The sequence below is a fragment of the Pseudomonas sp. MYb327 genome (assembly GCF_040438925.1).
Classification (GTDB): Bacteria; Pseudomonadota; Gammaproteobacteria; order Pseudomonadales; family Pseudomonadaceae; genus Aquipseudomonas.
Genome location: NZ_CP159258.1, coordinates 861,365 through 884,124, shown reverse-complemented (window position 1 = coordinate 884,124; position 22,760 = coordinate 861,365). Strand labels below are relative to the sequence as shown.

Genomic DNA, 22,760 nt, shown 5'->3' with positions numbered 1-22,760 from the left:
AGGAAAATGAGTCAAACTTGTTGACCGAAATTACGACAGCACGAACGGATACGTCAACATGATTGACCTTAAAAACCCGATTTCACAGCAACAAGCCATGGAGGCGTTTTTCTTTGGTTACCAGGCTTTCACCGCCAAGGCCGATGAAATGCTTGAGCGTCGCGGCTTGAGCCGGGTGCATCAACGCATCGTGTTTTTCATCGCCCGTTATCCGAGTCTGAGCGTGAAGGAGTTGCTGGCATTGCTCGATGTGAGCAAGCAGGCGCTGAACATTCCCCTGCGTCAGTTGATGGAAATGCATTTGGTGAACAGCGTTGCGTCCCAAACCGACAAGCGTAAACGGCTGCTGGAGCTGACTGACGACGGTGCTCGGTTTGAGCAGTCATTGCGCCGTGAGCAGGTGAAATTGCTGGAACGGGTGTTTGCCGAGGCTGGGGAGGCGGCGGTGAATGGGTGGTTGGCGGTAAATCTGGCTCTTGGGAAAAGTCAGACAAGTATTGATTGACTGTTCGGTCCCCATCGCCAGCAGGCGTGGCTCCCACAATGATTTGCAGTGCACAGAAAAACTGGGGGATCCAGCCCGCTGGCGATGAGGCCCTCGAAGGCGATATATCACTATCGCCTGACCTTTCGTAAACAAAATCAAAAACAATATTTGCTTTATTTGTACACAAAAGCATAATCCACTTCATGCGAGTTCCTGACCATGCGGTCAACAAATTCGCAAGTGCCTCAAAGGGCCGCTGCCACCCTCTCAGGTCCGGCCCTGGAAATAACAATAAAACTCTTGAGGAGTACTCGCTGTGGAAAGCCGCAAATCCGAAGCATCGACGCTGGATCTCTCGCCGCCTCTACGCAATGGCTGGCTGGAGCGCATTTTCAAACTCAGCTTGCATGGCACCACGGTGAAGACCGAGCTGATTGCCGGTCTGACAACCTTCATCACCATGGCCTACATCATTTTCGTTAACCCCAACATCATGGCCGACGCCGGGATCGATCATGGTGCCGCGTTCGTCGCCACCTGCATCGCCGCCGCGCTGGGTTGCCTGTTGATGGGTCTGTACGCCAACTGGCCGGTCGGCCTGGCACCCGGCATGGGCCTGAACGCCTTCTTCACTTACACCGTGGTCGGCACCATGGGCTACAACTGGGAAACCGCCCTTGGCGCAGTGTTCGTCTCCGGTGTGTTGTTCATGATCCTGACCTTCTCGCGCATCCGCGAATGGTTGCTCAATAGCATTCCGGTCAGCTTGCGCTTCGCCATGGGTGCCGGCGTGGGACTGTTCCTGGGGCTGATCGGCTTGAAAACCGCGGGCATTGTGGTCGATAGCCCGGCCACCCTGATCAAGCTGGGCTCCCTGCGCGAACCTGGCCCATTGCTGGCCGCCGTTTGCTTCCTGATGATCGCCATCCTCAGCTACCACAGAGTGTTCGGCGCGATCCTCATCAGCATCATCACCGTGACCCTCGCCGGTTGGGGACTGGGCCTGGTGCATTACGAAGGGATCATGTCGGCACCGCCCAGCCTGGCCCCGACCTGGATGGCCATGAACGTCGCCGGTGTGTTCAACGTCAGCATGATCAGCGTGGTCCTGGCGTTCCTCTTCGTGCACATGTTCGACACCGCCGGCACTTTGATGGGCGTTGCCCAGCGCGCCAACCTGGTGGGCGCTGACGGCCGTATCGAAAACCTTTCCCGCGCCATGAAGGCCGACAGCGCTTCGAGTGTATTTGGTGCTGTGGTCGGTGTTCCGCCGGTCACCAGTTATGTGGAAAGTGCCGCGGGCGTCGCCGCTGGTGGTCGGACTGGTCTTACCGCAGTGACCGTAGGTGTGCTATTTATTGCAGCCATGTTCTTCGCACCTCTGGCCGGCATGATTCCCGCCTATGCCACCGCTGGTGCATTGATTTATGTAGCGATGTTGATGATGGGCGGCATGGCGCACATCGAATGGGACGAAGCGACCGACAGCATTCCGGCGATCGTCACCGCGATCATGATGCCGTTGACCTTTTCGGTTGCCGACGGTATCGCGCTAGGCTTCATCACCTATGTGGCGCTGAAGGCCGGTACCGGCAAGTACAAGGAAATTTCCGTCAGCCTGTGGGTGCTCTGCGCGATCTTCATCGCCAAGTTCATCTTCTTGTAAGTCTTACGCGAAACGCGCTCGAAACCAGCCTCACCCCGTCGGGTGGGGCTTTTGTGCAAATGGAGGAAAGTGATGAGTCTGGAAACCTGGCTGCTGTTCAGCGGCGCTGCGCTAGTGGTAATCCTGATCCCGGGGCCACTGTCTTTGCTGATGATCAGCAACAGTCTGAATTACGGTTTGGTCCGTTCCTACCCGGCGTTTCTCGGCGGCGTGATTGCTTCGATCTGTCTGCTGAGTGCTTCGGCGCTGGGTCTGGGCGCCCTGCTACTGGCATCGGAACAGTTGTTCAGCACGTTGAAAATCGTTGGTGCGCTGTATCTGTTCTACCTCGCCTGGCAGAGCTGGCAGCAATCGCGCCAGCCTTCCCACGGCGCCGAAGTGCCTCAAGCTGCGCCGGTGCCACGTTTCCGCGCACTGTTCGGGCGCGCGTTCATGCTGGGCGCCAGCAACCCGAAAGACATCCTGTTTTTCGCCGCGTTTCTGCCACAGTTCTTGAGCGCCGAACAGCCGTTCCTGCCGCAACTGCTGGTGATGATCGCAACCTGGACGGTGCTGGATTTGTTGTGCAAATTGGCCTACGGGCTGGGTGCCCATGGTGCGGCGCGGTATCTGCGCAGTGGCAAGGGGCAGAGTTGGTTTAACCGGATCAGCGCGGGGTTGTTCAGTGGTGCGGGTGCGGCTTCATTGTTGAGCCGCTAAAACCATCGCTGGCAAGCCAGATCCTACAAGGAAGTGCACAACCTTTAGGAGTTGGCTTGCCAGCGATGGCGCCAGACCAGACGCCACTTTAATCCAGGCGAAAAAAAGCCCGCAGTGTGAGCGGGCGAAAGACCAAAGAAGCTATATGCGCAGTCGCTTCCAGGGTGCGGCAACTGCTTGGGGGATCAGCTGCCGCGATACGTGGAGTAGCTATAAGGCGAAATCAGCAAGGGAACGTGGTAGTGATCCTGCTCCGCAGAGATGCCAAAGCGCAGCACCACCACATCCAGGAACGCCGGTTCCGGCAGCTGAACACCACGGGCGCGGTAGTAATCGCCCGCATGAAACTGAACCTGATAGACCCCGGACCGGTAGTCATCGCCTTGCAGCAGCGGCGCATCGACCCGGCCATCGCTGTTGGTGAGCGCAGTGGCGACCAATTCCAGCTGCGAACCTTCAACGCGGTACAACTCGACCTTGATCGAGCTGCCCGGGCAACCGTGTGCAGCGTCCAAAACGTGTGTAGTCAAACGTCCCATTGATTCTGCGCGCCTGCCTGCGTGGAGCAGTCAGACTTCGCGCCTCCCGAAGTCAGGTGAAAAGGAGACCGCACCGATTCGGAGCACGAAAAGCTGCGGCGAGTGATTGATTAAGACACTTTTCAAAAAAATTGTACACAATAAAAACGACATTTTTCCCGCCATCCCCGCCATCCGGGTATTTCTCGACGATTTACCGCTGAAGCCCACACCGGCTGAAGCTCAGTTTCATTAGCTGACCAGTCAGGCAGAATTCTTGCAAGGTTGTGAAAATAGCAGTTGAAGATGACCGTTGATGAAAAATGCAAAAAATCAGGCTTACAAATAGAACATAAAGTTGTATACAATCAGCCCATCGCTGTGACGCCAGACCAGGCGAATCACACAATCTGTCATCACGAATAAGAAGGAAGACTGCAGTGAGCGCTGACTACCCTCGCGACCTGATCGGTTACGGCAGTAACCCTCCGCACCCACACTGGCCGGGCAATGCCCGCATCGCCTTGTCCTTCGTACTCAATTACGAAGAAGGTGGCGAGCGCAACATCCTGCATGGCGATAAAGAATCCGAAGCCTTCCTGTCCGAAATGGTCTCGGCGCAGCCGCTGCAAGGCGCGCGCAACATGAGCATGGAATCCCTTTACGAGTATGGCAGCCGTACCGGCGTCTGGCGGATTTTGAAACTGTTCAAGGAATTCGACATTCCGCTGACCATCTTCGCCGTGGCCATGGCCGCCCAACGCCACCCGGATGTGATTCGCGCGATGGTCGATGCCGGTCACGAGATTTGCAGCCACGGCTACCGCTGGATCGACTATCAGTACATGGACGAAGCCCAGGAGCGCGAGCACATGCTCGAAGCGATCCGCATCCTCACCGAAATCACCGGTGAACGCCCGCTGGGCTGGTACACCGGCCGCACCGGCCCGAACACTCGCAAGCTGGTGATGGAAGAAGGTGGTTTCCTCTATGACAGCGACACCTACGACGACGACCTGCCCTACTGGGAACCGAACAACCCGACCGGCAAGCCGCACCTGGTGATCCCGTACACGCTAGACACCAACGATATGCGCTTCACCCAGGTCCAGGGTTTCAACAAGGGCGACGATTTCTTCGAATACCTGAAAGATGCGTTCGATGTGCTGTACGCCGAAGGTGCCGAAGCACCGAAGATGCTGTCGATCGGCCTGCACTGCCGCCTGATCGGCCGTCCGGCGCGTCTGGCGTCGCTCAAGCGCTTTATCGAATACGCTAAAAGCCATGAACAGGTGTGGTTCAGCCGTCGCGTCGACATCGCTCGCCACTGGCACGAAACCCACCCGTACCAAGGGGCTGCCAAATGAGCACCTTTCAAACCCTGAAACCGTCGAGCCTGAACCGCGATGCATTCGTCGCTGCGTTCGCCGACATCTACGAACATTCGCCATGGGTGGCCGAGAAGGCCTTCGACTTGGGCCAGGACGCTTCGATCGACCAGATCGAAACCTTGCACCAGCGCATGAGCGACATCCTGTTGAGCGCCGATCATGAAAGCCAACTGGCCTTGATCAACGCTCACCCGGACCTGGCCGGCAAAGCCGCCGTCCAGGGCCAGCTTACCGCGGCCAGTACTGAAGAACAGTCTGGCGCGGGAATTCACCAATGCACGGCCGAAGAGTTCCAGCGCTTCACCGAGCTGAACGACGCCTACAAAGCCAAGTTCAAGTTTCCCTTCATCATGGCGGTAAAAGGCAGCAACCGGCATCAGATCCTCGCAGCGTTCGAAACGCGCATCCACAACTCGGCAGACACCGAATTCAAATGCGCGCTGGCAGAGATCAACAAGATCGCCCTGTTCCGTTTACTGACCCTATAGCGAGCCTGGCCCGAGAAACCTCATGAACGCTTGCGTTTCCCAGGGCCCTGCAAGCATCCCAAGCCAACTTATTAAAGGCAGACAAGAAGAATGAAAGCTTACGCCGTACCTTTCGAGAAGTTCGTCAACCTGGCCGACGCCCGCCTGGGCACCAAAATCATCTCGGTCACCGATGACTGGTTCGCTGATGCCAACCGCCTGTTCCAGCCCACCCCGGCTGTGTGGAAAGAAGGCGTGTTCGATGACAACGGCAAGTGGATGGACGGCTGGGAATCGCGCCGCAAGCGCTTCGAAGGCTATGACAGCGCAGTGATCCGCCTGGGCGTACCGGGTTCGATCAAAGGCGTCGACATCGACACTTCATTCTTCACCGGCAACTTCCCGCCGTCGGCCTCCCTGGAAGCCTGCTTCCTGGCCGAAGGCGAACCGAATGAAAACACCCAGTGGACTGAAGTGCTGTCGGCCGTCGAGCTGCAAGGCAACAGCCACCACTACCACGAAATCAGCAACGACCAGGCGTTCAGCCACCTGCGCTTCAACATCTACCCGGACGGCGGTGTTGCCCGTCTGCGCGTGTACGGCGTGCCGCACCGCGACTGGTCGGCTGTTGGCGACAACGAGCAAGTCGACCTGGCTGCAGCCCTCAACGGTGGCCGCGCCCTCGCCTGCTCCGACGAACACTTCGGTCGCATGAGCAACATCCTCAACCCGGGCCGTGGCATCAACATGGGCGACGGCTGGGAAACCGCGCGTCGTCGCACGCCGGGCAATGACTGGGTGATCGTCGCACTGGGCCACCCGGGCGAGATCGAGAAAATCATCGTCGACACCCTGCACTTCAAAGGCAACTACCCGGACAGCTGCTCGATCCAGGGCGCGTTCGTGAAGGGCGGCACCGACAGCCAGATCGAAACCCAGTCGCTGTTCTGGCGCGAACTGCTGCCGAGCCAGAAGCTGGAAATGCACGCCGAACACACGTTCGCCGAGCAGATCAAAGCCCTGGGCCCAATCACCCACATTCGCCTGAACGTGTTCCCGGACGGTGGCGTAAGCCGCCTGCGCGTTTTGGGCAAGGTCGCTAAATAAGGTTGAACCCAATCGCTGGCAAGCCAGCTCCCACAGGTTTTGTGAACGCCACAGTTCACTGTGGGAGCGGGCTTGCCCGCGATGGCGATAGTTCTAACAACACAGAATTCGGATAAGAACAGCATGCGCACACTGACGATTGAACCGCTGACCAAAGAAGCCTTTGCCCCTTTCGGTGACGTGATCGAAACCGACGGCAGCGATCACTTCATGATCAACAACGGTTCGACCATGCGCTTCCATAAACTGGCGACGGTCGAAACCGCTACGCCGGAGGACAACGCGATCATCAGCATCTTCCGCGCCGACGCGCAGGACATGCCGCTGACCGTGAGCATGCTGGAGCGTCATCCGCTGGGCAGCCAGGCTTTCATTCCGCTGCTCGGCAACCCCTTTCTGATCGTGGTCGCGCCACTTGGCGATGAACCTGTATCAGGCTTGGTCCGCGCCTTCGTCACCAACGGCAGGCAGGGCATTAATTACCATCGCGGCGTCTGGCACCACCCGGTGCTGACGATCGAAAAGCGGGATGACTTCCTGGTGGTTGATCGCAGTGGTACAGGCAATAACTGCGATGAGCATTTTTTCAAAGAGGATGAGCGTTTGATCCTCGCCCCCCACCAATAAGAGAAGGTCTGATCACTCGACAACAGAGTGACAGGCGAGAGGTAAAGACTGTGGAAGCACATCTGTTGGAATGGCTGAACCTGAGCGTGCGCTGGGTTCACATGATTACTGGCGTGGCCTGGATCGGCGCATCGTTCTACTTCGTCTGGCTGGAAAACAACCTCAATCGGGTCAACCCGAAAAGTGGTCTGGCCGGTGATTTGTGGGCGATCCACGGCGGCGGTATCTACCACCTGGAAAAATACAAACTGGCTCCACCGACCATGCCGGACAACCTGCACTGGTTCAAATGGGAAGCCTACTTCACCTGGATGTCGGGTATTGCGCTGCTGTGCGTGGTGTTCTACTCCAACCCGACGCTCTACCTGCTGGCTCCGGGCAGCACCCTGAGCGGCCCTGAAGGCGTGGCCATCGGTATCGGCTCGCTGTTCATCGGCTGGTTCGTCTACTCCTTCCTCTGTGACTCGGCCTTGGGCAAACGCCCTGCCCTGCTCGGTTTCATCCTGTTCGTCCTGATCATCGGCGCGGCCTACGGCTTCAGCAAAGTGTTCAGCGGTCGTGGTGCGTACCTGCACGTCGGCGCGATCATCGGCACGATCATGGTCGGTAACGTGTTCCGCATCATCATGCCGGCGCAACGTGCACTGGTGGCGGCGATTGCCGAGAACCGCACACCGGATCCGGCGCTGCCAGCCAAAGGCTTGCTTCGTTCGCGTCACAACAACTACTTCACCTTGCCGGTGCTGTTCATCATGATCAGCAACCACTTCCCGAGCACCTACGGCAGCCAGTACAACTGGTTGATCCTGGCCGGGATCGCGGTACTGGCGGTGTTGGTGCGTCACTACTTCAACACCCGTCACGACAGCCACAAGTTTGCCTGGACCCTGCCGGTGGCAGCGGTGGGCATGATTTGCCTGGCCTACGTTTCCGGTCCGAAACCGATGTCCAGCGCTCCAGAAGTGGCCAAGACACCGGCAGCGATCGAATACCAGCCACTGCCGGAAACGGCACAGGGTGGTGGTTTGAAACCGGCTGAAGCCAAACCTGCAGAAGCCCCTGCCGCTGCACCGGCGCAAGCGTCCAACGCCGGCCCAGGCTTCGACAAGGTGCACAGTGTGATTCAGGAACGATGCGCGGTTTGCCACTCGGCCAAACCGACCAGCCCGCTGTTCAGTGCGGCCCCTGCCGGTGTGATGTTCGACACTCCCGAGCAAATCCGCCAGAACGCTGCGCGGATCCAGGCTCAAGCCGTCGCCAGCCAGATCATGCCACTGGGCAACATCACTCAGATGACCCAGCAGGAACGTGACCTGATCGGCGCCTGGATTGTGCAGGGAGCCCAGACCAACTGATCGTTTGAAAAGCATCGCCAGCAAGCCGGCTCCTACGGATTTATGTCGTCCACACGTGCTGCGACCGACCCAAAACCTGTAGGAGCCGGCTTGCTGGCGATCAACCGCACAGCGGTTGCCTGATGCACAAAATCACAAGAATAAAAAAGATCCGAGGTGTTGCATGTCCGAGCTCTCCAAAGCGCGCATCCCCGACGCACCCGCCATTCAGCGTTTGCCCCTCTTGCAACTGATCCTGGTTGGCCTGCAACACGTTCTGCTGATGTACGGCGGAGCCATCGCGGTGCCGCTGATCATCGGACAGGCCGCTGGCCTGAGTCGTGAAGAAATCGCCTTTTTGATCAACGCCGACCTGTTGGTCGCCGGCATCGCCACCATCGTTCAGTCCCTCGGTATCGGCCCCATGGGCATCCGCATGCCAGTGATGATGGGTGCCAGTTTCGCCGCCGTCGGCAGCATGGTCGCCATGGCCGGAATGCCCGGCATCGGTCTGCAAGGGATCTTCGGCGCGACCATCGCCGCCGGGTTCTTCGGCATGATCATCGCCCCGTTCATGTCCAAAGTTGTTCGCTTCTTCCCACCTCTGGTGACCGGCACGGTCATCACCTCGATCGGTTTATCGCTGTTCCCCGTTGCCGTGAACTGGGCGGGTGGCGGCGCTCAAGCTGCTCAGTTCGGCTCACCGATTTACCTGACGATTGCCGCATTAGTGCTGGGCACCATCCTGTTGGTGCATCGATTCATGCGTGGTTTCTGGGTCAACATTTCCGTGCTGATTGGCATGTGCCTGGGCTACATGCTGTGCGGCGTGCTGGGCATGGTTGATCTCAGCGGCATGGCCCAGGCGCCATGGCTGCAATTCGTCACGCCGCTGCACTTCGGCATGCCGAAATTCGAACTCGCACCGATCCTGTCGATGTGCCTGGTGGTGGTGATAATCTTCGTCGAATCCACCGGGATGTTCCTGGCGCTGGGCAAGATCACCGGACAGGAAGTCTGCCCGCGCATGCTGCGTCGCGGCTTGCTGTGTGATGCCGGCGCGTCGTTCTTCGCCGGCTTCTTCAACACCTTCACCCACTCCTCCTTCGCCCAGAACATCGGCCTGGTACAGATGACGGGTGTGCGCTGCCGCTCGGTAACCATCGTCGCCGGTGGTTTGCTGATCGTCCTGAGCCTGCTGCCGAAAGCCGCGTTTTTGGTGGCGTCGATTCCACCGGCGGTCTTGGGCGGCGCGGCGATTGCGATGTTCGGCATGGTCGCCGCCACCGGGATCAAAATTCTCCAGGAAGCCGACATCGGTGACCGTCGCAACCAGTTGCTGGTGGCGGTGAGCATCGGCATGGGCCTGATTCCAGTGGTACGCCCGGAATTTTTCGCCCACCTGCCTGTGTGGATGAGCCCGATTACCCACAGCGGCATCGCCATGGCCACGCTCAGTGCGCTGACCTTGAACCTGCTGTTCAACATCCTCGGTGGCGCCGAACGCGCGGCCATCAACGACTGCCAAGCCCACACCCATTAACCCGGAAACACACGCCCCCTGTAGGAGCCGGCTTGCTGGCGAAGCGGAGTGTCAGACTCGATTGATGTTGGATCATCTGGCCTCTTCGCTGGCAAGCCAGCTCCCACAGGGCATGGGTTTCCTGTGCCTTGAAAATAAAAACAAGAGGGAGCAACAGATGATTCGTACCCAGACAAACCTGTTGTTGGCGGGCGGTCTCCTGACCGCCACTCAAGCCATGGCCGGCGATCTACTGCTGTGGCAAACCAACAGCCTGAGCTATCTGTACGGCAAGGATTTCGCGGTCAACCCGTCGATTCAGCAGACGGTGACTTTCGAACACGCCGATCGCTGGAAGTACGGTGACAACTTCATGTTCATCGACAGCACTTACTACAACGGCGAGAAAGACCGCAACAAAGGCGTGCATGCCTATTACGGCGAGTTCAGCCCGCGCCTCTCCTTGGGCAAGATCCTCGACCGCCGCTTCGAATTCGGTCCGATCAAGGACGTGTTGCTGGCCATGACCTATGAGAACGGCGAAGACGACACCGAGGCCTACCTGATCGGCCCCGGTTTCGACCTCGCAGTACCGGGCTTCAACTATTTCACCTTGAATTTCTATAACCGCCAGACCGAAGGCTCGCGCCCCGGCGACGACGTCTGGCAGATCACGCCGGCCTGGTCCTACACCGTGCCATTGGGCAATTCGAGCCTGTTGATCGACGGCTACATCGACTGGGTCGTGGACAACGACCAGAACTCCCACGGCACCTATCACGCCAACCTGCACTTCAACCCGCAGATCAAGTACGACCTGGGCAAAGCCCTCGGCTGGCGCGAAAAACAAGTGTATGTCGGCGCCGAGTACAGCTACTGGAAAGACAAATACGGCATCGAAAACAACGGCAACCTCGACACCAATGAAAATACCACCAGCCTGCTGGTGAAGGTGCATTTCTAAGATGACCCGCAACCGTGCCCCAAACCTGTCGTCGGTGCGCTGTTGCGGGGCACTTGAGACCTGGCCAAGGAGTCAGTATTCTCCGCGGCCGCCTGAATCCGCTTTAAAAAAAAGCCCGGATTTAATTCCTGACCAGAAAGCCAACTTATCCCGGCTCTGGACGGTACCAAGGCATCCCCAAACCACTCTCAATCGACTGTTTTTGAGCAGCCGAGTGGGAGTTTTTTGTTTTTCGCATGCCTTGGCGCAGCTCTTGCTAACAGCATGAAAGCTGACCGAATGGATGAATTTTTACAGCTACAGAAAAAGGCGCCACACCAGAGCGCCGACCTTAAAAAAATAACGTGAAACCACTACTTTTTGGGAGCAACCGAATGAAACGTACGTGCACTAGCCTGATGCTGGCGGGATCAATGCTGGCGGGGGGTCAGGCCATGGCCGGTGACTTGCTGCAATGGCAAAACAACAGCCTGACCTACCTCTACGGCAAGGACTTCCAGGTGAACCCGCGCATTCAGCAGACGGTGACCTTCGAACACGCAGATGGCTGGAAATACGGCGACAACTTCTTCTTCATCGACAAGATCTTCTACAACGGCAAGGAAGACTCTTTCGCGGGCGAAAACACCTACTACGGTGAAGTCAGCCCGCGTCTGTCGTTCAACAAGATCTTCGATCAGAAGCTGGAATTCGGCCCGATCAAGGACGTGCTGCTGGCCATGACGTACGAGTTCGGCGAAGACGATACCGAGTCCTACCTGATCGGTCCGGGTTTCGACCTGGCCATTCCAGGTTTCGACTACTTCCAGCTGAACTTCTACAACCGCCACACCGAAGGCGACCGCCCAGGTGACAACATCTGGCAGGTCTCACCGGTTTGGTCCTACACCATTCCGGTGGGCGATTCGGACGTGCTGATCGACGGCTTCATGGACTGGGTAGTCGACAATGACGTGAACAACAAAGGCGAATACCACGCCAACCTGCACTTCAACCCACAGGTCAAATACGACCTGGGCAAGGCGCTGAACCTGGGCGCCAAGCAGTTGTACGTCGGTGTCGAGTACGACTACTGGAAAAACAAGTACGGGATTGAAGACAGCCAGGGCTTCAAGACGGATCAAAGTGTGACGAGTTTCCTGGTTAAGGTTCATTTCTGACAGCAAACCAGGGGCTGTCTGCCACTTGGCGGAGTAAAAACGCCAAGTGGTAGACCATCACTTGCTTAAGAGTAATAACCTTTCAATAGTTGATTCGCTGAGTTTCCCAATCTCTTTTTTAGCTGATCAAAATTTAAAAGTTCGCCAGTACGTAAATCATGAACGTTGCCCGGCAATGTGCTAACTGAAGATGAGTCCGAGGTTACTTTGGGGGGCTCCAGTTCCTTTATCGACACATGCACATAATTTTGATCCACACCTTTGAGTACGATATCCACTAAATCCACAGAGAGAACTTCAAACGCCGCTGCGGGCATTACCAGTGACTCGACCTCATCGACACGGTTTTCAAAACGCAATGAGTCCGGGGCAATTGGTTTTGGACTGAAATGATCAACCACCTCGAAAATCACCGAGGAATTGTCAAATGCAAGTGTACGCTGATTAAGCGCTGCGAATTCCGCCGCCACATATGGATTTTCAGTAAACGAAGTAAAGTCTGAATTGACCAATATTGAACCAGGGCCAAGTCGTCCATCCCTGAAGAACTCCCCCGACGTCCCCCTCTCCCCGGAACCACCACGATAAAGAGGGATATTACCGGTATGAGGGAGTTCACTAACAACTTTAGTCAAAGCACTGACTCGATCGGAATCTTCTGACGCAACAAAAACCACAGAATAAAATCGTCCGGAAAGCACTCCGTGTTTTCTGCCGTGCCTTAAGTAATCATTCACCAATACATTTGAATCATTGGTAAAGGCCATAAGATAATTTCTGCGCATCCTACTGGGTTTAACATCAAAACCCTTATAAACAGACTCTTGACGCAACATAGCTTGACGCCCCGCATCAAGCTTCATGCTATTCCAGTCTCCATCCCTTGTAAGAAATTCATTTATGCCACCGCGCACTAAGCCTTCTAGATCTATATGGCCACACGGCTCATTCCCAACAAAAATAAATAAATTAACGCCATCAATATCCCCAGCCGGATCCGGACTCACCCAACGCTGCAACCACGGCGCATAGTACCGATACCCATAATAATAAAGCCCCGTCGCATCCCGCTCTTTTCCGGAATAACGAATTGTCTTGTATTTCACTTCCGTCTCACTGGAGCCCGCCCACAAAGCCGTCCCACCAAACGGGTAATACACTTCTCGATTTAGCAAAGCGCCAAGTTCATCCAGTTCCAGCGTGCAGGAGTTCAAATGGTCAGTCAGGCAATAGCGCAGTTGATCGTTATGTACACCCGCCGGCATTTTTGTAACCCAGTGCAAACCGCGTACATGGCTGTGCCCTGCCTCGACAGTGATGACATGTCGCTCTTCACCGATGGCGTCATTCCGGTGGACTTCCAACCCTGGCAAGTAGCGAACGTCCGTGTGCAGCGTGCGACGAGCAGTCTCGGTCAGTCGAACCTTCCGCAACCGATGCCCGGGGCTGTCGTAGAAATAACACTCAGTATCGTCAGGCCCGTCTTCGCGCCTGACCAACGTGACTCTGCTTAACTGATTTCGACTGTCCCAGCTCATCCGCTGACCGCGCTGCAACTCCTGCTGGTTGCCATTGGCATCAAATCCGTCGGCCAGACTTTCCCTGTCCACGACACTGCGATTGCAATAGGGGGAAGTGAACATTTCGAAATTCGCTGCACCGCTGTGGAAGCGGGTTAGCAAATTACCGGCAGCGTCGTAGTTGAACGTCTGGGTGTAATTGCGCAACCGATTGGGGTCCAGCGGTATGGTTTGCCAAGGAGGTAAAGCGGGGCCGTAACTTGGCTGGCTTACTTCCCGGCCGGTGGCCCTCACCAGTTGATAAAGGCTGTCGTAGAAATAGTGATTGATGGGATCGATGCGCTGGCTATTGAAATAGCGCGTCCCCTCGGCCTTGTCTTCGATGCTGCAGATATTCCCCACCGGATCGTAGGAATACCTGAGGTTCTGAAGTGGCGAGCCATTGCAGGAAAGCAATTGCATCAGACGCCCATCTTCAGGTGCGTACAGGACAGTGGTAGTGACCCCGTTTCCAGACCGTTCGCTCACGATTCTGCCGAACGCGTCGTAGACAATCTCACTGACCAACAACCGGGGCTCACCTGAAGAATCCGCCAGTTTCAAGCGGCTTTCACATAGCTGGCCAGCCCGGTCGTGAGCGAATGATCTGACGTTATCCATGGCGTCAGTCTGACCGCGCATCTCCCCCAAAGGACCGCACTGCTGCGTCGTCTGGAAAACTTCGTCCTCCAGCCAGGCATCGGCGAATTCGGACGACCAATCCGCTGGCTCCAGATCACGCAAAAAACGGGTCTGCTCCGAGAGCAGCAAACCACTGACACCGTATTCGCAAAACCTGCGCGAGCCAGCCGGATGGTCATGACGGATCAGTTGGCCACACTGGTTATGAATTGCAAACTCATCAGTGCCCCAACCATAAGCAAATCTCTCGGCGACGCGGGGCGACGCATCCTTCATCTGCTCTGTCACGGTCGTCGGACGCTGAAGCTCATCGAACTCAGTGTGACGCTGACTCCCACGACCGTCCCAAAACGAACACGCCAAGTCGGACTGATCCAGCAAACTCAGCTGCCAACCGGCATCAGCGCTGTCCACCAATAGAAGCTGAGCCTGAAGGTCATACGTGGTCGCGATGTTCGGTTTAGGCGCAGTCCCCCACAATCGCGGGTCCCAGGACGCGATGTGCCTTCCGGCCGTATCGAAGTGGTTGCGAGTGATACGGGTCTGAGAAGCCGCGTTCAATGGATGACGATAATAGGCGACATTTCGCACAGCCAAGCCGCGCGAATCCACCACCGTTAGCGTCGGCGTGCGAGCATCAATCCATCGCGGATCCGCCATTTTCCAACCCTCTGCTTGAGGGCTTCAATCTGATCGGAGAGGCAACGAAGCGTCTACTGTCACAACTGACAGTTCAAACCCTTTCAGCCACCGGGAGCCCCAGGAAACGGCATAACTCCCCCCGCTTGGCCAACGCATCGCGCCGCCCCAGATCAATCAATTCGCTGCAATATCCCGCCTCGAACAGTAAATAACTCAACACCCCTGCCCCACTGGTCTTGGTCGCCCCCGGCCCACGCAAAAACAGACGCAGCGCCGCCGGTAATTCCTGTCGATGACGCGCGGCAATCTCGTCGATCGGTTGACTCGGAGAAATCACCAGCACCTCTACCGGCGCCACGCCGAGCGCGCGGGTTGGCGTGCCATCGGGCATCAGGTGACTGAACTGGTTCAGGCGCTGCAACAGCTCGATGTCACTTTCCAGGCTGTCAATGAACGTACTGTTGAGCATGTGCCCGCCGATCTGCGCCAGTGTCGGTTGCTGTCCGGTGTAAGCGCGTTGCAGCGGCTGCTCGGGGTCGACGCCGCGCGGGTTGCCGCTGACGCCCACCACCAGCACTCGACTGGCGCCCAGGTGCAACGCCGGGCTGATCGGTGCCGACTGGCGCACCGCGCCGTCGCCAAAATACTCTTCGCCGATTTTCACCGGCGCGAACAACAACGGAATGGCCGAACTGGCGAGCAAATGGTCGACGGACAATTGAGTAGGTATGCCAATGCGGCGATGGCGCAACCAGGCGTCGATGGTGCCGCCACCCTGATAGAAGGTGACGGCCTGGCCGGACTCATAGCCGAAGGCCGTGACGGCAACCGCGTGCAGCTGCTTTTGCGCGATGGCTTCGGCGATGCCGTTCATCTGTAACTTGTCGTCGAGCAAGTCGCGCAAGGGTGAGCTGTTAAGCAGCGCCACCGGAACCTGCGTGCCAAGGCCCAACAGGCTATGACTGACAAACCGCGTAGCTTGGCTGATCACGCCCGGCCAGTCGCTGCGCAGCACCAGATGACTGCGAAAGCCCTGCCAGAACGCTGTCAGTCGCTCGATCGCCGCGCGAAAGTCCGTGGCGCCGCTGGCCAGGCTGACTGCATTGATCGCCCCGGCGGAGGTGCCGACTATTACCGGAAAAGGATTGTCAGCGCCCAGCGGCAGCAGCTCAGCGATTGCCGCCAGTACGCCGACTTGATAAGCCGCCCGAGCCCCGCCGCCGGAAAGAATCAACCCTGTAACCGGTTCAGCAGGACTCATCGCAACACTCCGTGGTGCTTATTGGGCTTCGATCGATCAACCGCGTTTTGCGTATAACTTCGGCTCGCCGGGTGGACGGCTCTTGAAGCGCCGATGTGCCCAAAGGTATTGCTCCGGACAGTCGCGCAAGACACCTTCGATCCATTGGTTGATGCGCAGGCAGTCGGCTTCTTCGGTTTCGCCGGGGAAACCTTCGAGCGGCGCGTGGATCACCAGGCGATAGCCACTGCCGTCGGCCAGTCGTTCCTGGGTGAACGGCACCACCAGTGCCTTGCCCAGCCGTGCAAACTTGCTGGTGGCGGTGACGGTCGCGGCCTGAATACCGAACAGCGGCACGAAGATGCTTTGCTTGGCGCCGTAGTCCTGGTCCGGTGCGTACCAGATCGCCCGGCCCGCCCGCAGCAACTTGAGCATGCCGCGCACGTCTTCACGCTCCACCGCCAGCGAATCGAGGTTGTGGCGCTCGCGGCCGCGACGCTGGACGTAGTCAAACAACGGATTCTTGTGCTCGCGGTACATACCGTCGATGGTGTGTTGTTGGCCGAGCAAGGCCGCGCCGATTTCCAGCGTGGTGAAATGCACGGCCATCAGGATCACACCCTTGCCTTCGCGCTGCGCCTGCTGCAAATACTCCAGCCCTTCGATATGGGCCAGCTTCGCCAGGCGCTCACGGGACCACCACCAGCTCATCGCCATTTCGAAGAAGGCGATGCCGGTAGAGGCGAAGTTTTCCTTGAGCAGGCGCTTGCGCTCGGCAGCGGACTTTTCTGGGAAACACAGTTCCAGATTGCGCTTGGCAATGCGCCGTCGGTCGCCGGCCGCTCGATACATCAAGGCGCCCAGAGCACGGCCGATCCACAGCAATGCCGGGTACGGCAACTGCACGATCAGCCACAACAGCCCCAAGCCACACCACAGCGGCCAGAAACGTGGAGAGAGAAATGCTGTTCGAAAACGCGGGCGATCCATTAACAGTTCCGTAAAGACAATGGCCGCGCATTCTACATCGTTCGACCCGGCTTGCGGCCTGCGGGCGTTCTCGTTATAAGTCTCGGCACTTTTAGTGACAAGTCGTTGTATGCCGACCATGAGCCAAACCGAACCGCTAGACCAAGATCCCGTGTTCCAGCTGAAGGGCAGCATGCTCGCCATTACGGTGCTGGAACTGGCCCGTAACGACCTCGAAAGCCTCGACCGGCAACTGGCCGCCAAAGTCGCCCAGGCGCCTGGTTTTTTCAGCAATGCGCCGCTGGTCCTCGCCCTGGACAAACTCCCTGCCAATGAAGGTGCCGTCGACCTGCCGGGCCTGATGCGTGTGTGCCGCCAACATGGCCTGCGCACTCTGGCGATCCGAGCCAGCCGCATCGAAGACATCGCCGCCGCCATCGCGGTCGATCTGCCGGTGCTGCCGCCGTCCGGCGCCCGTGAGCGCCCGCTGGACCTGAACGAAGGCGTCGTGGCGAAAAAACCGGAAAAACCACCGGAGCCGACGATCAAACCGACCAAAATCATCACGTCGCCAGTACGTGGTGGCCAGCAGATTTATGCACAAGGAAGCGATCTGGTGGTGATTTCCTCGGTCAGCCCGGGGGCGGAACTTCTCGCCGATGGCAACATCCATGTATACGGCCCGATGCGTGGTCGTGTGTTGGCCGGGGTCAAAGGCGACACGAAAGCCAGGATTTTCTGTCAGCAAATGAGCGCTGAACTGATCTCTATCGCCGGGCATTACAAGGTTTCCGAAGATCTGCGCCGCGATCCTTTATGGGGTTCGGGCGTGCAGGTCAGCCTGTCAGGCGACGTGTTGAACATCATTCGGCTTTAACGGATACTGCCGCATTTTCCAAACATCTCTAAAACGTAGCGAAAACGGCTCAAACGAAGTAGGAAAAAGGCCATTAGCAGTGTTTACCGGAGGTAAGCGCCGCTCAGGACCGGTTTCCAGCCAAGGCTGTCCGACTGCAGTAGTTTTCAAGAGATGTTTTTCAGGGGCTAAAAGTCCTTTTTCCTTAGGGGTGAAACACCTTGGCCAAGATTCTCGTGGTTACATCCGGCAAGGGTGGTGTGGGTAAGACCACCACCAGCGCCGCTATCGGTACCGGCCTCGCTCTGCGCGGCCACAAAACAGTGATCGTCGACTTCGACGTCGGTTTGCGTAACCTCGACCTGATCATGGGTTGCGAGCGTCGCGTGGTGTATGACTTCGTCAACGTGGTGAACGGCGAAGCCAACCTGCAACAGGCCCTGATCAAAGACAAACGCCTGGAAAACCTCTACGTACTGGCTGCGAGCCAGACCCGCGACAAAGACGCGCTGACCGTCGAAGGCGTGGAAAAAGTCATGATGCAACTCAAGGAAGACTTCGAGTTCGTGGTCTGCGACTCCCCGGCCGGCATCGAGAAAGGCGCCCACCTGGCCATGTACTTCGCCGATGAAGCGATCGTCGTGACCAACCCGGAAGTCTCCTCGGTGCGTGACTCGGACCGCATGCTCGGCCTGCTGGCCAGCAAGTCCCGTCGCGCCGAACGCGGCGAAGATCCGATCAAGGAACATTTGCTGATTACCCGCTACCACCCTGAACGTGTGAGCAAAGGCGAAATGCTCGGCGTGGAAGACGTTAAGGAAATCCTCTCGGTGGCCCTGCTCGGTGTGATCCCTGAATCCCAGGCGGTGCTCAAGGCATCCAACCAGGGCGTTCCGGTGATTCTTGACGACCAGAGCGATGCCGGCCAGGCCTACAGCGATACCGTAGACCGCCTGTTGGGCAAAACCGTGGAACATCGTTTCCTCGATGTACAGAAGAAGGGATTCTTCGAGCGCCTGTTTGGAGGCAACTAAGCAATGAACCTTTTTGACTTCTTTCGTGCCAACAAAAAGCAAAGCACCGCGTCGGTAGCGAAAGAGCGTCTACAGATCATCGTGGCGCACGAACGCGGCCAACGCAGCACCCCGGACTACCTGCCAGCCTTGCAGAAGGAACTGGTTGAGGTGATTCGCAAGTACGTCAATATCGGGTCCGATGACGTGCACGTCGCACTGGAAAGCCAGGGCAGCTGCTCGATTCTGGAACTCAATATCACCCTGCCAGATCGCTAGTCGATTCGGCGGGAGCCACGGCGGTTCAGGTCCCACGCGCGGCTGCGGGGGGGCTGAACCGCCGTTGGCGTTTGTTACGAGGCTGTTTTAATGCCGTTGTCCAACGTCCACATCATCCATCAGGATGCCGCCGTACTGGTGGTGAACAAACCGACTTTGTTGCTCTCCGTCCCTGGCCGGGCCGATGACAACAAGGATTGCCTGATTACCCGCCTGCAAGAAAACGGCTATCCGGAAGCGCGAATCGTCCACCGACTGGATTGGGAAACCTCCGGCATCATCCTGTTGGCCCGCGATCCCGATACGCACCGTGAACTGTCTCGGCAATTTCACGACCGCGAAACCGAAAAAGCCTACACAGCACTGTGCTGGGGTCAGCCTGAACTCGACAGCGGCAGCATCGATTTACCGCTGCGCTACGATCCGCCTACCAAGCCGCGCCATGTGGTCGACCATGAATTCGGCAAACATGCATTGACCTTCTGGCGCGTACTGGAACGTTGCGGCGACTGGTGTCGTGTGGAGCTGACACCCATCACGGGGCGCTCGCACCAGTTGCGCGTGCACATGCTATCGATTGGTCATCCGCTGCTGGGCGACGGGCTCTATGCCCATGAGCAGGCGCTCGCCGCCTGGCCGCGCCTTTGCCTGCACGCCAGCATGCTCAGCTTCACCCATCCCGAAACTGGCGATCGCTTGCGCTTCGAGTGTCCCGCGCCGTTTTGAGCAACTCACGGCCTAACCAGAAAACGCCCTTCCAGTGAAGGGCGTTTTCATTTGTAGTTACAAATTGAACGACGTGAAAATGGCGTTAAAAGATTGTCATAATTTTGTAAAGAAACGTAAAATTGTGGCAATTCGATAGCAGGCAGGAAGCCCTACCCGTGCTCAGTAGTAAAAAGCTTCAATACGATTACCCCGTCACCTTTACCTTCGGCAACACCACTCTGCATCTGAATGAACAGCCTAGCGGCGAAGCGCGACAGGCTCTCGAGAAACTCATAAAGAAACGCAGCGCCAAAAAACTCACCCGTGCCAGCGCGCCATTGGCTTCTGGGGAAACACCTCTGTTTGCCAAGGTTCAACCGCTGGATACGCTCAAGGCGAAAGTCCGGGTGACCCTGGGCAAACCACAGCGCAATGGCCGTTTCGACTGGCCATTGGAAGAGCTGGCGAACACCCTCGAAGCACAGCGTCGCGGTGTCCAAATGCCGCCGCTGCAAGGCTTTGGCTATACCAAGGACCGCTTGGGCCTGACCCAGGAGTATTTCATTCTCACGCGCCTGCTCGATGATCATATTGACGGTGTGCAATGGCTTAAACGCAACCCAGAAAAGGTCAAAACCTTCATTCTTGACGCTTTCGAGTTGCTTGGTTCCCTGTCCCGCAAGAACATCACCCACATGGATTTCTGGCTGGGCAACATCATGATTCCCGAAACGACGGGTAAACCGCTTAAAGCCATCGACTTTGAAAACTGCTTCGCCACCCAGACCGCTCACCTGAGCGAAACCCTGGGTTTCCAGCTTGGATTCTTCTACCGCCGCGACATCTACAAACTGATCACCGAAGCTGACTACGATCGCCTGGTTGATGACTACGTCCGATTAGTTCCTGGCATATCGCGGGAAAAATTCGATGAGGTGTACCACGCGAGCAAACATGAATATGTCGGTCGCAAGCAGCGGCGCGAAGTATTCCTCAGCGGCAAGTTGATTACTGGCTAAAGCAATACGCCATTCACAGGTGCAAAAGAACACCGTACAGCAGTGCGCCCGCAACGCCCGAGCTGGCCAAAACATCAGCCCAAGCCTGCAAAGTCCGCCGACGGACAGACCTTCATCAAATACCTGGGCGAACGGATGGCGCATTGACGGCCGATCAGCAGCTCGTTGCCCGGCGATGAAAGCACTTGCCCAATGCGCCGGGCCAATACGTTAAACTGGCGCCATTGCTGTCTGGAGTTTCTTATGCGCGAAGAGTTGAACCAAGGCCTGATCGACTTTCTCAAGGCCTCCCCTACCCCGTTCCATGCCACCGCCAGCCTCGTTCAGCGCCTGGAAGCGGCGGGCTACCAACGCCTCGACGAGCGCGAGCCATGGCACACCGAAGCCAACGGCCGTTACTACGTCACCCGTAACGATTCTTCGATCGTCGCCGTCAAAATGGGCCGCCATTCGCCACTGCACGGCGGTATTCGCCTGGTTGGTGCCCACACTGACAGTCCGTGCCTGCGCGTCAAGCCGCAGCCGGAACTGCAACGCCAGGGTTTCTGGCAACTGGGCGTCGAAGTCTACGGCGGTGCACTGCTGGCACCGTGGTTTGACCGCGACCTGTCCCTGGCCGGCCGCGTGACCTTCCGCCGCGACGGTAAGGTCGAGAGCCAGTTGATCGACTTCAAGGCACCGATCGCGATCATCCCGAACCTGGCCATTCACCTTAATCGTGAAGCCAACATGGGCTGGGCGATCAACGCCCAGACCGAATTGCCTCCGGTGCTGGCGCAATTTGCCGGTGACGAGCGCGTGGATTTCCGCGCGGTGCTTACTGACCAACTCGCTCGCGAACACGGACTGAACGCCGACGTCGTGCTGGATTACGAACTGAGTTTCTACGACACCCAAAGCGCTGCCGTCATCGGCCTGCATGGCGACTTCATCGCCGGCGCGCGCCTGGATAACCTGCTGTCGTGCTACGCCGGCCTGCAAGCACTGCTCACCGCCGACACCGACGAAACCTGCGTGCTGGTCTGCAACGACCATGAAGAAGTCGGCTCCTGCTCGGCTTGCGGGGCTGATGGCCCGATGCTTGAGCAAACCTTGCGACGCCTGCTGCCTGAAGGTGATGAATTCGTACGCACCATTCAGAAATCCCTGCTGGTCTCAGCCGACAATGCCCACGGCGTACACCCGAACTACGCCGACAAGCACGACGCCAACCATGGCCCTAAGCTCAACGCCGGCCCGGTGATCAAGGTCAACAGCAACCAGCGCTACGCCACCAACAGCGAAACCGCCGGGTTCTTCCGCCACTTGTGCATGGCCGAAGAAGTGCCGGTGCAAAGCTTCGTGGTACGCAGCGACATGGGTTGCGGCTCGACCATCGGCCCGATCACCGCCAGCCACCTGGGCGTGCGCACCGTGGATATCGGCCTGCCGACGTTCGCCATGCACTCGATCCGAGAGTTGTGCGGGAACCATGACCTGGCACATCTGGTGAAAGTGTTGAGCGCCTTTTACGCCTGCCGCGAATTACCATAAAACCTGTAGGAGCCGGCTTGCTGGCGATCCATGCACCGCGGCCTTACTGAGCACCGCGGTAATGCAATCGCCAGCAAGCCGGCTCCTACAAGGGTTACGCACCTCGCCACCGGTCGCACTAAAAGCGCACTAAACTTCAATCATCCCTTCCGACAAGGCAGTCGCCATGATCTCGATGTCCACCTTCCACGCCATGCTGGTCCCGATTCTTGCCGGGATGCTCCTGCTGGCAATCGGCTTCAATTTTCGCGACAAGAACCTTGGCGTGTTCTCTATGTGGATCGGCATGCTGACGATCTTTGCCACTGTCGTGATCAAGATCCTCACCAAACTCAACGAATAAATCCTCACGCTGACT

22 protein-coding genes are annotated in these 22,760 nt (G+C 57.6%); 18 read left to right on the top strand and 4 right to left on the bottom strand.

Annotated elements, in window-relative coordinates; translation table 11 throughout:
* The first annotated feature begins 58 nt into the window (after nt 1–58).
* The 3 genes from ABVN21_RS04045 (at nt 59) to ABVN21_RS04035 (ending at nt 2,852) form a co-directional block, all read left to right on the top strand.
* The gene (locus ABVN21_RS04045; RefSeq protein WP_339556013.1) at nt 59–505 is read left to right on the top strand and encodes a MarR family transcriptional regulator; all 447 of its coding nucleotides are present in this window, start codon (nt 59–61) and stop codon (nt 503–505) included.
* A gap of 328 nt (nt 506–833) precedes the next feature.
* A complete protein-coding gene (locus ABVN21_RS04040; protein ID WP_339556031.1) occupies nt 834–2,153 on the top strand; it encodes an NCS2 family permease in 1,320 nt (439 codons plus the stop codon).
* A 72-nt stretch (nt 2,154–2,225) separates the two neighbouring features.
* Nucleotides 2,226–2,852 carry a LysE family translocator gene (locus tag ABVN21_RS04035; RefSeq protein WP_339556014.1) on the top strand — a complete coding sequence of 209 codons (627 nt, stop codon included), beginning with the start codon at nt 2,226–2,228 and terminating at the stop codon, nt 2,850–2,852.
* Nucleotides 2,853–3,037: 185 nt separating this feature from the next.
* On the opposite strand, the gene uraH is transcribed toward ABVN21_RS04035, so the two are convergent.
* Nucleotides 3,038–3,391: a hydroxyisourate hydrolase gene (gene uraH / locus ABVN21_RS04030; RefSeq protein ID WP_339556015.1), complete on the bottom strand. Its 354-nt coding sequence runs from the start codon at nt 3,389–3,391 to the stop codon at nt 3,038–3,040.
* A gap of 419 nt (nt 3,392–3,810) precedes the next feature.
* Between uraH and puuE the strand changes: the two genes are divergently transcribed.
* The 8 genes from puuE to ABVN21_RS03990 all read left to right on the top strand — a co-directional run bounded on the left by puuE (nt 3,811) and on the right by ABVN21_RS03990 (nt 11,942).
* The gene (gene puuE / locus ABVN21_RS04025; protein ID WP_339556016.1) at nt 3,811–4,737 is read left to right on the top strand and encodes an allantoinase PuuE; all 927 of its coding nucleotides are present in this window, start codon (nt 3,811–3,813) and stop codon (nt 4,735–4,737) included.
* Nucleotides 4,734–5,249, top strand: coding sequence for a 2-oxo-4-hydroxy-4-carboxy-5-ureidoimidazoline decarboxylase (gene uraD / locus ABVN21_RS04020; RefSeq protein ID WP_339556017.1), 516 nt, complete (start codon nt 4,734–4,736; stop codon nt 5,247–5,249). Before puuE ends, uraD begins: the two co-directional genes overlap by 4 nt.
* Nucleotides 5,250–5,339: 90 nt before the next feature.
* Nucleotides 5,340–6,335: an allantoicase gene (gene alc, locus ABVN21_RS04015; RefSeq protein ID WP_339556018.1), complete on the top strand. Its 996-nt coding sequence runs from the start codon at nt 5,340–5,342 to the stop codon at nt 6,333–6,335.
* Nucleotides 6,336–6,458: 123 nt separating this feature from the next.
* Nucleotides 6,459–6,962, top strand: coding sequence for an ureidoglycolate lyase (locus tag ABVN21_RS04010; protein ID WP_007960046.1), 504 nt, complete (start codon nt 6,459–6,461; stop codon nt 6,960–6,962).
* 50 nt (nt 6,963–7,012) lie between these two features.
* The gene (locus ABVN21_RS04005; protein ID WP_339556019.1) at nt 7,013–8,317 is read left to right on the top strand and encodes a urate hydroxylase PuuD; all 1,305 of its coding nucleotides are present in this window, start codon (nt 7,013–7,015) and stop codon (nt 8,315–8,317) included.
* A gap of 163 nt (nt 8,318–8,480) precedes the next feature.
* Nucleotides 8,481–9,839 carry a nucleobase:cation symporter-2 family protein gene (locus tag ABVN21_RS04000; RefSeq protein WP_339556020.1) on the top strand — a complete coding sequence of 453 codons (1,359 nt, stop codon included), beginning with the start codon at nt 8,481–8,483 and terminating at the stop codon, nt 9,837–9,839.
* Between the two features lie 157 nt (nt 9,840–9,996).
* Nucleotides 9,997–10,782, top strand: a complete 786-nt coding sequence (locus ABVN21_RS03995; protein WP_339556021.1) for an outer membrane protein OmpK — start codon at nt 9,997–9,999, stop codon at nt 10,780–10,782.
* Between the two features lie 374 nt (nt 10,783–11,156).
* A complete protein-coding gene (locus tag ABVN21_RS03990; RefSeq protein WP_339556022.1) occupies nt 11,157–11,942 on the top strand; it encodes an outer membrane protein OmpK in 786 nt (261 codons plus the stop codon).
* 65 nt (nt 11,943–12,007) lie between these two features.
* Here the strand turns inward: ABVN21_RS03990 and ABVN21_RS03985 are convergent, their stop codons facing one another.
* The 3 genes from ABVN21_RS03985 to ABVN21_RS03975 all read right to left on the bottom strand — a co-directional run bounded on the left by ABVN21_RS03985 (nt 12,008) and on the right by ABVN21_RS03975 (nt 17,015).
* The gene (locus tag ABVN21_RS03985; RefSeq protein ID WP_339556023.1) at nt 12,008–14,803 is read right to left on the bottom strand and encodes an RHS repeat-associated core domain-containing protein; all 2,796 of its coding nucleotides are present in this window, start codon (nt 14,801–14,803) and stop codon (nt 12,008–12,010) included.
* Nucleotides 14,804–14,876: 73 nt separating this feature from the next.
* Nucleotides 14,877–16,046: a patatin-like phospholipase family protein gene (locus ABVN21_RS03980; RefSeq protein ID WP_339556024.1), complete on the bottom strand. Its 1,170-nt coding sequence runs from the start codon at nt 16,044–16,046 to the stop codon at nt 14,877–14,879.
* Between the two features lie 36 nt (nt 16,047–16,082).
* On the bottom strand, nt 16,083–17,015 hold the full coding sequence (locus tag ABVN21_RS03975; protein ID WP_339556025.1) for a lipid A biosynthesis lauroyl acyltransferase: 933 nt from the start codon (nt 17,013–17,015) through the stop codon (nt 16,083–16,085).
* A gap of 118 nt (nt 17,016–17,133) precedes the next feature.
* Between ABVN21_RS03975 and minC the strand changes: the two genes are divergently transcribed.
* The 7 genes from minC to ABVN21_RS03940 all read left to right on the top strand — a co-directional run bounded on the left by minC (nt 17,134) and on the right by ABVN21_RS03940 (nt 22,745).
* Nucleotides 17,134–17,871 (top strand): septum site-determining protein MinC, encoded by a 738-nt coding sequence (gene minC / locus ABVN21_RS03970; protein ID WP_339556026.1) that lies wholly within the window; start codon nt 17,134–17,136, stop codon nt 17,869–17,871.
* A 200-nt stretch (nt 17,872–18,071) separates the two neighbouring features.
* Nucleotides 18,072–18,884 (top strand): septum site-determining protein MinD, encoded by an 813-nt coding sequence (gene minD, locus ABVN21_RS03965; protein ID WP_339556027.1) that lies wholly within the window; start codon nt 18,072–18,074, stop codon nt 18,882–18,884.
* A gap of 3 nt (nt 18,885–18,887) precedes the next feature.
* Nucleotides 18,888–19,142: a cell division topological specificity factor MinE gene (minE, locus tag ABVN21_RS03960; RefSeq protein ID WP_007974947.1), complete on the top strand. Its 255-nt coding sequence runs from the start codon at nt 18,888–18,890 to the stop codon at nt 19,140–19,142.
* Nucleotides 19,143–19,232: 90 nt separating this feature from the next.
* Nucleotides 19,233–19,868, top strand: a complete 636-nt coding sequence (locus ABVN21_RS03955) for an RluA family pseudouridine synthase (RefSeq protein ID WP_339556028.1) — start codon at nt 19,233–19,235, stop codon at nt 19,866–19,868.
* A gap of 158 nt (nt 19,869–20,026) precedes the next feature.
* Nucleotides 20,027–20,869: a hypothetical protein gene (locus tag ABVN21_RS03950; RefSeq protein ID WP_339556029.1), complete on the top strand. Its 843-nt coding sequence runs from the start codon at nt 20,027–20,029 to the stop codon at nt 20,867–20,869.
* Nucleotides 20,870–21,112: 243 nt separating this feature from the next.
* Complete coding sequence (locus ABVN21_RS03945; protein WP_339556030.1) at nt 21,113–22,402, top strand: M18 family aminopeptidase; 1,290 nt, start codon at nt 21,113–21,115, stop codon at nt 22,400–22,402.
* Between the two features lie 166 nt (nt 22,403–22,568).
* Nucleotides 22,569–22,745 carry a hypothetical protein gene (locus ABVN21_RS03940; protein ID WP_339556634.1) on the top strand — a complete coding sequence of 59 codons (177 nt, stop codon included), beginning with the start codon at nt 22,569–22,571 and terminating at the stop codon, nt 22,743–22,745.
* Nucleotides 22,746–22,760: the final 15 nt, after the last annotated feature.

Bases quoted from the DNA above. Each gene is read 5' to 3' on its own strand.
- ABVN21_RS03955 (WP_339556028.1), top strand. From the start codon at position 19,233: ATGCCGTTGTCCAACGTCCACATCATCCATCAGGATGCCGCCGTACTG.
- ABVN21_RS03945 (WP_339556030.1), top strand. From the start codon at position 21,113: ATGCGCGAAGAGTTGAACCAAGGCCTGATCGACTTTCTCAAGGCCTCC.
- ABVN21_RS03975 (WP_339556025.1), bottom strand. From the start codon at position 17,015: ATGGATCGCCCGCGTTTTCGAACAGCATTTCTCTCTCCACGTTTCTGG.
- minE (WP_007974947.1), top strand. From the start codon at position 18,888: ATGAACCTTTTTGACTTCTTTCGTGCCAACAAAAAGCAAAGCACCGCG.
- alc (WP_339556018.1), top strand. From the start codon at position 5,340: ATGAAAGCTTACGCCGTACCTTTCGAGAAGTTCGTCAACCTGGCCGAC.
- ABVN21_RS03990 (WP_339556022.1), top strand. From the start codon at position 11,157: ATGAAACGTACGTGCACTAGCCTGATGCTGGCGGGATCAATGCTGGCG.
- ABVN21_RS04010 (WP_007960046.1), top strand. From the start codon at position 6,459: ATGCGCACACTGACGATTGAACCGCTGACCAAAGAAGCCTTTGCCCCT.
- ABVN21_RS03985 (WP_339556023.1), bottom strand. From the start codon at position 14,803: ATGGCGGATCCGCGATGGATTGATGCTCGCACGCCGACGCTAACGGTG.
- uraD (WP_339556017.1), top strand. From the start codon at position 4,734: ATGAGCACCTTTCAAACCCTGAAACCGTCGAGCCTGAACCGCGATGCA.
- ABVN21_RS04045 (WP_339556013.1), top strand. From the start codon at position 59: ATGATTGACCTTAAAAACCCGATTTCACAGCAACAAGCCATGGAGGCG.
- minC (WP_339556026.1), top strand. From the start codon at position 17,134: ATGAGCCAAACCGAACCGCTAGACCAAGATCCCGTGTTCCAGCTGAAG.
- ABVN21_RS03980 (WP_339556024.1), bottom strand. From the start codon at position 16,046: ATGAGTCCTGCTGAACCGGTTACAGGGTTGATTCTTTCCGGCGGCGGG.
- ABVN21_RS03995 (WP_339556021.1), top strand. From the start codon at position 9,997: ATGATTCGTACCCAGACAAACCTGTTGTTGGCGGGCGGTCTCCTGACC.
- ABVN21_RS03940 (WP_339556634.1), top strand. From the start codon at position 22,569: ATGATCTCGATGTCCACCTTCCACGCCATGCTGGTCCCGATTCTTGCC.
- ABVN21_RS04000 (WP_339556020.1), top strand. From the start codon at position 8,481: ATGTCCGAGCTCTCCAAAGCGCGCATCCCCGACGCACCCGCCATTCAG.
- uraH (WP_339556015.1), bottom strand. From the start codon at position 3,391: ATGGGACGTTTGACTACACACGTTTTGGACGCTGCACACGGTTGCCCG.
- ABVN21_RS04035 (WP_339556014.1), top strand. From the start codon at position 2,226: ATGAGTCTGGAAACCTGGCTGCTGTTCAGCGGCGCTGCGCTAGTGGTA.